Source organism: Streptomyces celluloflavus (assembly GCA_000720995.1).
GTDB lineage: Bacteria > Actinomycetota > Actinomycetes > Streptomycetales > Streptomycetaceae > Streptomyces > Streptomyces celluloflavus.
The window spans coordinates 28,895-35,986 of the sequence record JOEL01000088.1; the positions used below are offsets into that span (position 1 = coordinate 28,895).

Genomic DNA, 7,092 nt, shown 5'->3' on the forward strand with positions numbered 1-7,092 from the left:
TGATGGTTCTGGCGGCGCAGGCAGTGCAGGCGGTTACTGGATGCCGAACTCCTTGCCGAGGAGGTCGAATACCTCGTCGTCGTCCGCGTCCTCAAGGCGGTCGGCCATGTCATTGCCGGTGCCGGGTCCGGTCCCGCGGCGGAGCCGCTGCCACTTCTCGGCGACGACCTCAAGGCGGGCGGCGATCTCCTCGCCGTCGTTCGGCGTATCAGCCGCGTTCGCGTCGCCGAGCCGCTCCGCCAACCCCGTCAGCAGCGCGTCGAGCCGTTCGAGTTCATCGAGGACGGAGTCCCCTCCCGCGCCGACCGCCCGCAGCAGGTGCGCGGCGAGCGCGGCCGGGGTCGGGTGCTCGAAGACGACGGTGGACGGCAGCGTCGCCCCGGTGGCGGCGGCAAGCCGGTTGCGCAGCTCGATGGCGGTCAGGGAGTCGAACCCGAGGTCCTTGAAGGCCCGCTCCGGGTCGATGTCATCGGCTCCGGTGTGGGAGAGCACACGGGCGGCCTCGCCGCGCACCAAGTCGGTGAGCGCGGCCTGACGGCGGGCCGGCGGCAGGCTCGCGAGGGTGCGGGCGAACTCGGCTGCTTCGCTGCCCTCGTCACCGTCCACCGTCGTCCCCGGAGCCCCGGCCACGACGGCCGCCGCCTCCGGCAGCTCCGCGAGCAGTGGGCTCGGGCGGCGCAGCGTGAACGCGGGGGCGAAGGCCCGCCAGTCCACGTCCGCCACGGTCACCAGCGCGTCTCCGCCGTCCAAGGCCTGCCCCAGCGCCCGCACCGCGACCTGCGGGGCGAGCACGCGCAGCCCGTGCCGCACCGACGCAGATCCCGAACCGCGCGCCCCGTCGCCCCACGGACCCCAGGCCACCGATGTGGCCACCTGTCCGCGTGCCCTGCGCCGCTCGGCGAGGGCATCGACGAAGGCGTTCCCTGCCGCGTAGCCGGGGACGAGGGCGCTGCCCCAGGTCGCGGCCACCGAGGAAAACAGGACGAAGAAGTCCAGGTCCAGATCGGTCGTCAGCTCGTCGAGCCAGCGCGCCCCGGCTGCCCGCGCGCCCGCGACAGCCGCCAGTTCCTCAGCGGTGGTGTCGGCGACAGCGGTTGCCTGACCGGCCCCCGCGGTATGCACGACGCCACGCAGCGCGGGCCCGTCATCGGCGGCGATACGCGCCAACAGGCCGGTGAGCGCATCGCGTTCGGCGCTGTCGCACACGGTGATGGCGACCTCGGCGCCGGACCCGGCCACGTCGGCCGCGAGGGCGGCGACACCCGCGTTCAGCGGTTCGCCGGAGGCGAGGACTACGCGTTCGGCGCCGCGCCCGGACAGCCAGCGGCCGACCTCGCCACCGATGGCGTCGGTGCCGCCGGTGACGAGAACCGTGCCGCTGCCGGAACCGCCGGCCGACTCCGTGCCCGTACGGACACCCGCCCGGACAAGGCGCCGCGCCAGAATCCCCTGCGGGCGCAGCGCCAACTGGTCCTCGCCGGTGGCGCCTGACAGCAGCACGGCAAGGCGTGCCGCGGCCCGCTCGTTCCAGGCTCCGGCCGCCGGCAGATCGATCAACCCGCCCCAGCGTTCTGGGTGTTCGAGCGCCGTCACGCGGCCGAGTCCCCATGCCTGGGCCTGGGCGGGGCCGCCCGCCTCGCCGGGCCCGGTGGCTACGGCGCCGCGCGTGAGCACCCACAGCGGTGCCTCGGGGGCGGCCTCGCCGAGCGCCTGGATCAGGCCGAGGGTGGCGACCATGCCGCGGGTCACGGTGGGGTGCCCGCCGTCCGGCGACTCGTCGAGGGCCAGCAACGAGACGATCCCCGTGGGGGTGCGCCCGGCCAGTGCCGCGCGGTCGCCACTGTCCTCGACGGTGACGATCTCCGCGGCGCCGTGTTCGGTGAGGGCACGGGAAACCTGGTGGGCCGTGTCGGGAGCGGCGCTCGCACCGACGAGCAGCCACGTCCCGGACAGCGCCGGGTCCTTGGCCTGGTCCGGCAGACGCAACCAGGTGGCGCGGTAGCGGAGATCGGCCAGCGGGTCGGAGGCCACCGGTTGCGTGCCCGTCACCTCGGGCCAGTAGCGGGCGTGCTGGAAGGCGTAGGTGGGCAGTTCGACGGTGTCGGCTGCCGGGCCACGGCGCAGCACGGCCTGCCAGTCGACGCTCGCGCCGCGCACGTAGGCGGCGGCCAGCGAGGCGAGCAGGCGGCGCGCGCCACCGTCCTCACGACGCAGGGTTCCGGTGACGACGGGACCGCGGTCGGCCAGGCTGTCCCCGACCGGACCGACCAGTACGGGGTGCGGCGAGACCTCCAGGAAGGTTCGATGACCGTCCTCGCCCAACATCCGGACGGCGCGCTCGAACTCGACGGTCTCGCGGAGGCTGGCGTACCAATAGGCGGGATCCAGCTCCGGACCGGTCAGCACCTCACCGCTCATCGCCGAGACCATCGGGATCGACGCCTCGCGCGGGACGATCCCCTCCAGGACCGACAGGATCTCCTCACGCAGGTCGTCCACCTGAGCACTGTGCGAGGCGTAATCGACAGGGATCAGCCGTGTCCGCACCGACTCCGGGCACGAATCCGCCAGCTCCCGCAACGCCTCCGGCTCACCCGACACCACCGTCGCCAACGGCCCATTCACCGCAGCCAGCGACAACCGCTCCCCAAACGCAGCAATACGCTCCCGCACCACATCCGCAGCCTCCGCAACCGACATCATCCCGCCCCGGCCGGCCAACACCTTCAGCGTCCTACTCCGCAGCGCGACCACCTTCGCCGCATCATCGAGAGACAGAATCCCGGCGACAGCAGCCGCAGCGATCTCACCCTGCGAGTGACCCACCACCGCATCCGGCTGAACACCGGCCGCCTGCCACACCGCAGCCAACGACACCATCACCGCCCACAGCGCGGGCTGCACCACATCCGCAGCCTCAAACCCATGACGACCGGCGAGCACATCCTCCAACTCCCAGTCCACATACGGCTTAAGGGCAGCCGCGCACTCCGCGAGCCGAGCCGCGAACACCGGCGAAACCTGCGCCAGCTCACGCCCCATCCCCACCCACTGACTCCCCTGCCCCGGGAAGACAAAGACCGCCCGCCCCGCGCCGCTCGCGGGCACGGACCCGGCGATCACGTCGTCGCCGTCCTGCCCCGTGGCGATCTGCGCCAGGGCCGCCGCCAGTTCCTCGCGTCCGCTGCCAAAGGCCACAGCCCGGTGCTCGAAGGCGGTACGGGTGGTGGCGAGCGACCACGCGATGTCCCGCGGCGCCACCTCCGGCCGCGCGAGGACGTGCTCGCGAAGGCGCCGGCCTTGCGCGGCGAGGCCGTCGGCGGTGCGTCCGCTGACCGGCCAGGCCACCGCCTCGGCGTCAAGGACCGTCACCTCGGAAGGCGTCTCCCGCGGCGTCGCCTCGGCGTCCGCCTCGGGCGGCTCCTCCAGGATGACGTGCGCGTTCGTGCCGCTCACGCCGAACCCGGAGACGCCCGCCCGGCGCGGCCGCTCGCCGTCCGCCATCCACTCCACCGGCTCCTGGAGGAGTTTCATGTTCCCGGCCGACCAGTCCACATGGGGCGACGGCTGCTCCGCATGGAGCGTTCTCGGCAGCAACCCGTGCCGCATGGCGAGGACCATCTTCATGATCCCGGCGACGCCTGCGGCGGCCTGCGTGTGCCCGATGTTGGACTTGAGCGAGCCCAGCCACAGTGGTCGGTCCTCGGGTCGCTCGGGGTCCTGCCCGTACGTCGCGAGGAGCGCGCCCGCCTCGATCGGGTCACCGAGCGCGGTACCCGTGCCGTGCGCCTCGACCACGTCGACGTCGGCCGCCGCGAGCCGCGCGTTGGCCATCGCCGCGCGGATGACGCGCTGCTGGGAGGGGCCGTGGGGGGCCGTGAGGCCGTTGGAGGCGCCGTCCTGGTTCACGGCGCTGCCGCGCACGAGGGCCAGCACGGGATGGCCGTTGCGACGCGCTTCGGAGAGGCGTTCGACGGCGAGGACGCCGACGCCCTCGGCCATGCCCATGCCATCGGCCCCTGCGCCGAATGCCTTGCAGCGGCCGTCGGCGGCCAGGCCGCGCTGCCGTGAGAAGCCGATCAGGTCGCGCGGGGTCGGCATCACGGTCACGCCGCCGACCAGAGCGAGCGCGCACTCGTCGGCGCGCAGCGCCTGCACGGCTTGGTGCAGCGCGACGAGCGAGGAGGAGCAGGCGGTGTCGATGGTGAGCGCGGGGCCCTCCAGACCGAGGAGGTAGGAGACCCGGCCGGACAGCACGCTGGTGGCGTTGCCGATCATCGACTGGCCCTCCAGCTGCTGTTCGGCTGCGCCGCCGAGCCGGTCGTAGCCGGAGCCGAAGCCGCCGACGAAGACGCCGGTACGGGTGGAGCGCAGCGCAGTCGGGTCGATGCCGCCGCGCTCCAGGGTTTCCCAGACGACCTCGAGCAGCAGCCGCTGCTGCGGGTCCATGGACAGGGCCTCGCGGGGGCTGATGCCGAAGAACGCGGCGTCGAACTCGGGGGCCTCGTGGAGGAAGCCGCCCTCGCGTACGTAGAGGGTGCCGGGGCGGTCGGGGTCCGTGTCGTAGAGGTTTGCCAGGTCCCAACCGCGGTCGGTGGGCAGTCCGGTGATGGCGTCCGTGCCGGTGGCGATGAGCTGCCACAGCTCGTCGGGGGTTCTGATCCCGCCGGGGAGGCGGCAGCCCATGGCGACGATGGCGACGGGGTCGTCATCGGCGTCGACCGTGACGGGCCGCTGCACCGGCGCGGCGGGCGGGTCCGCTTCCGCGCCCATCAGCCGCCGGCGCAGGTGCGCAGCGAGCGCGGCCGGGTCGGGGTGGTCGAACAGGAGGGTCGCGGGCAGTTTGAGGGCGGTCGCGGTGCTGAGGCGGTTGCGCAGCTCGACGGAGGTGAGGGAGTCGAGGCCGACCTCGCTGAAGGCGCGTCCGGGCTCGATGTCGTCGGCGCAGGCGTAGCCCATCACCGTGGCGGCCTCGCCGCGGATCAGCTCATCGAGAAAACGTTCCTGCTCGGAGTGCGATCCCCGTGCCGACACCTGCTCCACGAGCGGGAGTCCGGCCGCCGGCGTGGCCACCGACGACGCCTGGGCCTCGGCCGCGTCGGCGGCCCTGATCTCCGGCATGTCGCGCATCAGGGGGGCGCGGCGCAGCTGCTCGGGGCCACGGACGGTGGCCATCGCGGCGAAGTCCACCGCCATCAGGGAGAGTGCGGTGTGCCGCGGCTCCGGGTCCTCGATGGCCTGGGCCATGGCGAGGACGGCGTCCCGGGGGTCCATCAGGACCTCCCACTTGTTGCGGGCGAGGCGCTGCCGTGCGCCCTCGCTCGCCTGGCCCACGCCGCCGCCCGCCCACGGGCCCCAGGCCAGCGAGGTGGCGGCCCTGCCGCGGGCGCGGCGCTGCTCGGCGAGGGCGTCGAGGTAGGCGTTGGCGGCGGCATAGTTGCCCTGGCCACCGTTGCCGAAGGTGGCGGAGATGGACGAGCAGAGCACGAAGGCGTCGAGGTCCAGGTGGGCCGTCAGCTCGTCGAGCGCGGCGGCGCCGCCCGCCTTGCCGTCGAAGGTGCGAGCGAGCCGGCCGGTGTCCAGGCGTTCGAGCACGCCGTCGTCCAGGGCCCCTGCGGCGTGCAGCACGGTGGAGAGCTGCGGGCCGCTGACGGCGATGCGGTCGAGCACGGCGGCGAGAGCGGGACGCTCGGCCGTGTCGCAGGCGAACACGTCCACGGCGGCGCCGGATGCGGCCAGCTCGGCGGCCAGGGCGGCGGTGCCGGTGGCCGTGGGTCCCGAACGGCTGGTGAGGACGAGGTGGCGGGCGCCGCGCTCGGCCGCAAGCCAGCGCGCGGCGTGGCCGCCGATGTGGCCGGTGCCTCCGGTGATGAGCACGGTGCCGCGCGGGGCGAGGCGGCGCCGGTCGGTGGGGGCGGCGGGGGCCGGGGCGTGGACGAGGCGGCGCAGGAGCGTGCCGGTGGGGCGCAGCGCGATCTCGTTCTCGTCGCGCGCGGCGACGACGGCGACGAGACGGGCCGCGGCGCGGGCGTCGAATTCTGCGGGCAGGTCGATCAACCCGCCCCAGCGATCGGGGTGTTCGGCGGCGACGGTGCGGCCGAGCGCCCAGACGGGCGCCTGCTGCGGGTCGGCGGCGGGCTCGTCGAGGTCGGTGGCGACGGCGCCGCGGGTGAGTACCCACAAGGGCGCTTCCGGGGCGACGGTGCCGAGTGCCTGGACCGCGGCCAGGGTGGCAGCGAGGCCGCGGGCGACGGCGGGGTGGGCGGCGACGGGGCCGGTGTCGAGGGCCAGCAGGGAGAGCACGCCCGCGGGTTCGGTGCCGTTGAGCGCGGCGCCGATGCGGGCCTCGTACGTTTCGCGGTCGGCGTCGGCGGTGGAGAGTGCGAGGGTGACCGGCTCGGCACCGTGTGCGGCGAGCGCCGCCACGCACGGGTGCGGTGCGTGTCCGGCGGGGGCGAGTACCAGCCAGCGGCCGGTGAGCAGGGCGGTGGCGGGCTCGGTGGCGCGCGCCCACTCGATCGCGAACCGCCATGCGTGTACGCGCCGCTCGGGGTCCTCGGAGGAGGCCGTGGCGGGTGCCGCCGCCTTCGGTTCGGGCCAGTAGCGGCTGCGCTGGAAGGCGTAGGTCGGCAGCTCTACGGGGGCGCCGGCGCGCGGGAGCACGTCGGTCCACTCCACGGGCAGGCCGTGCACGTAGGCCGCGGCGAACGCGGTCAGCAGGCTGCGGGCGCCGCCCCGATCCCGCTCCAGGGTGCCGGTGGTGAACGGGGCGGGCAGCTCGGCTGCTTCGATGGTCTCCAGGACGGCCGCGGTGAGCGTCGGGTGTGCGGAGACCTCGACGAAGCTGCGGTAACCGGACGCCGCAAGGGCAGTCACCGCGTCAGCGAAGCGGACAGTACGGCGCACATTCTCGTACCAGTACCCGCCGTCGAGGAGACTGCCGTCCAGCCAGTCGCCCCGCACAGTGGAGAAGAACGGCACCGCACCCCTACGCGGCCGAATCCCCGCCAGACGAACCGGCAACATCTCGGCCAACGGCTCACACAGACGCGAATGCGCCACAAAATCCGACACGGGCACCCGCCATCGCAT

At 74.1% G+C, this 7,092-nt stretch carries 1 protein-coding gene; it reads right to left on the reverse strand.

The window, feature by feature from the left end:
- Positions 1-33: 33 nt before the first annotated feature.
- Positions 34-7,092 carry a type I polyketide synthase gene (locus IH09_RS35430; RefSeq protein WP_110952807.1) on the reverse strand — a complete coding sequence of 2,353 codons (7,059 nt, stop codon included), beginning with the start codon at positions 7,090-7,092 and terminating at the stop codon, positions 34-36.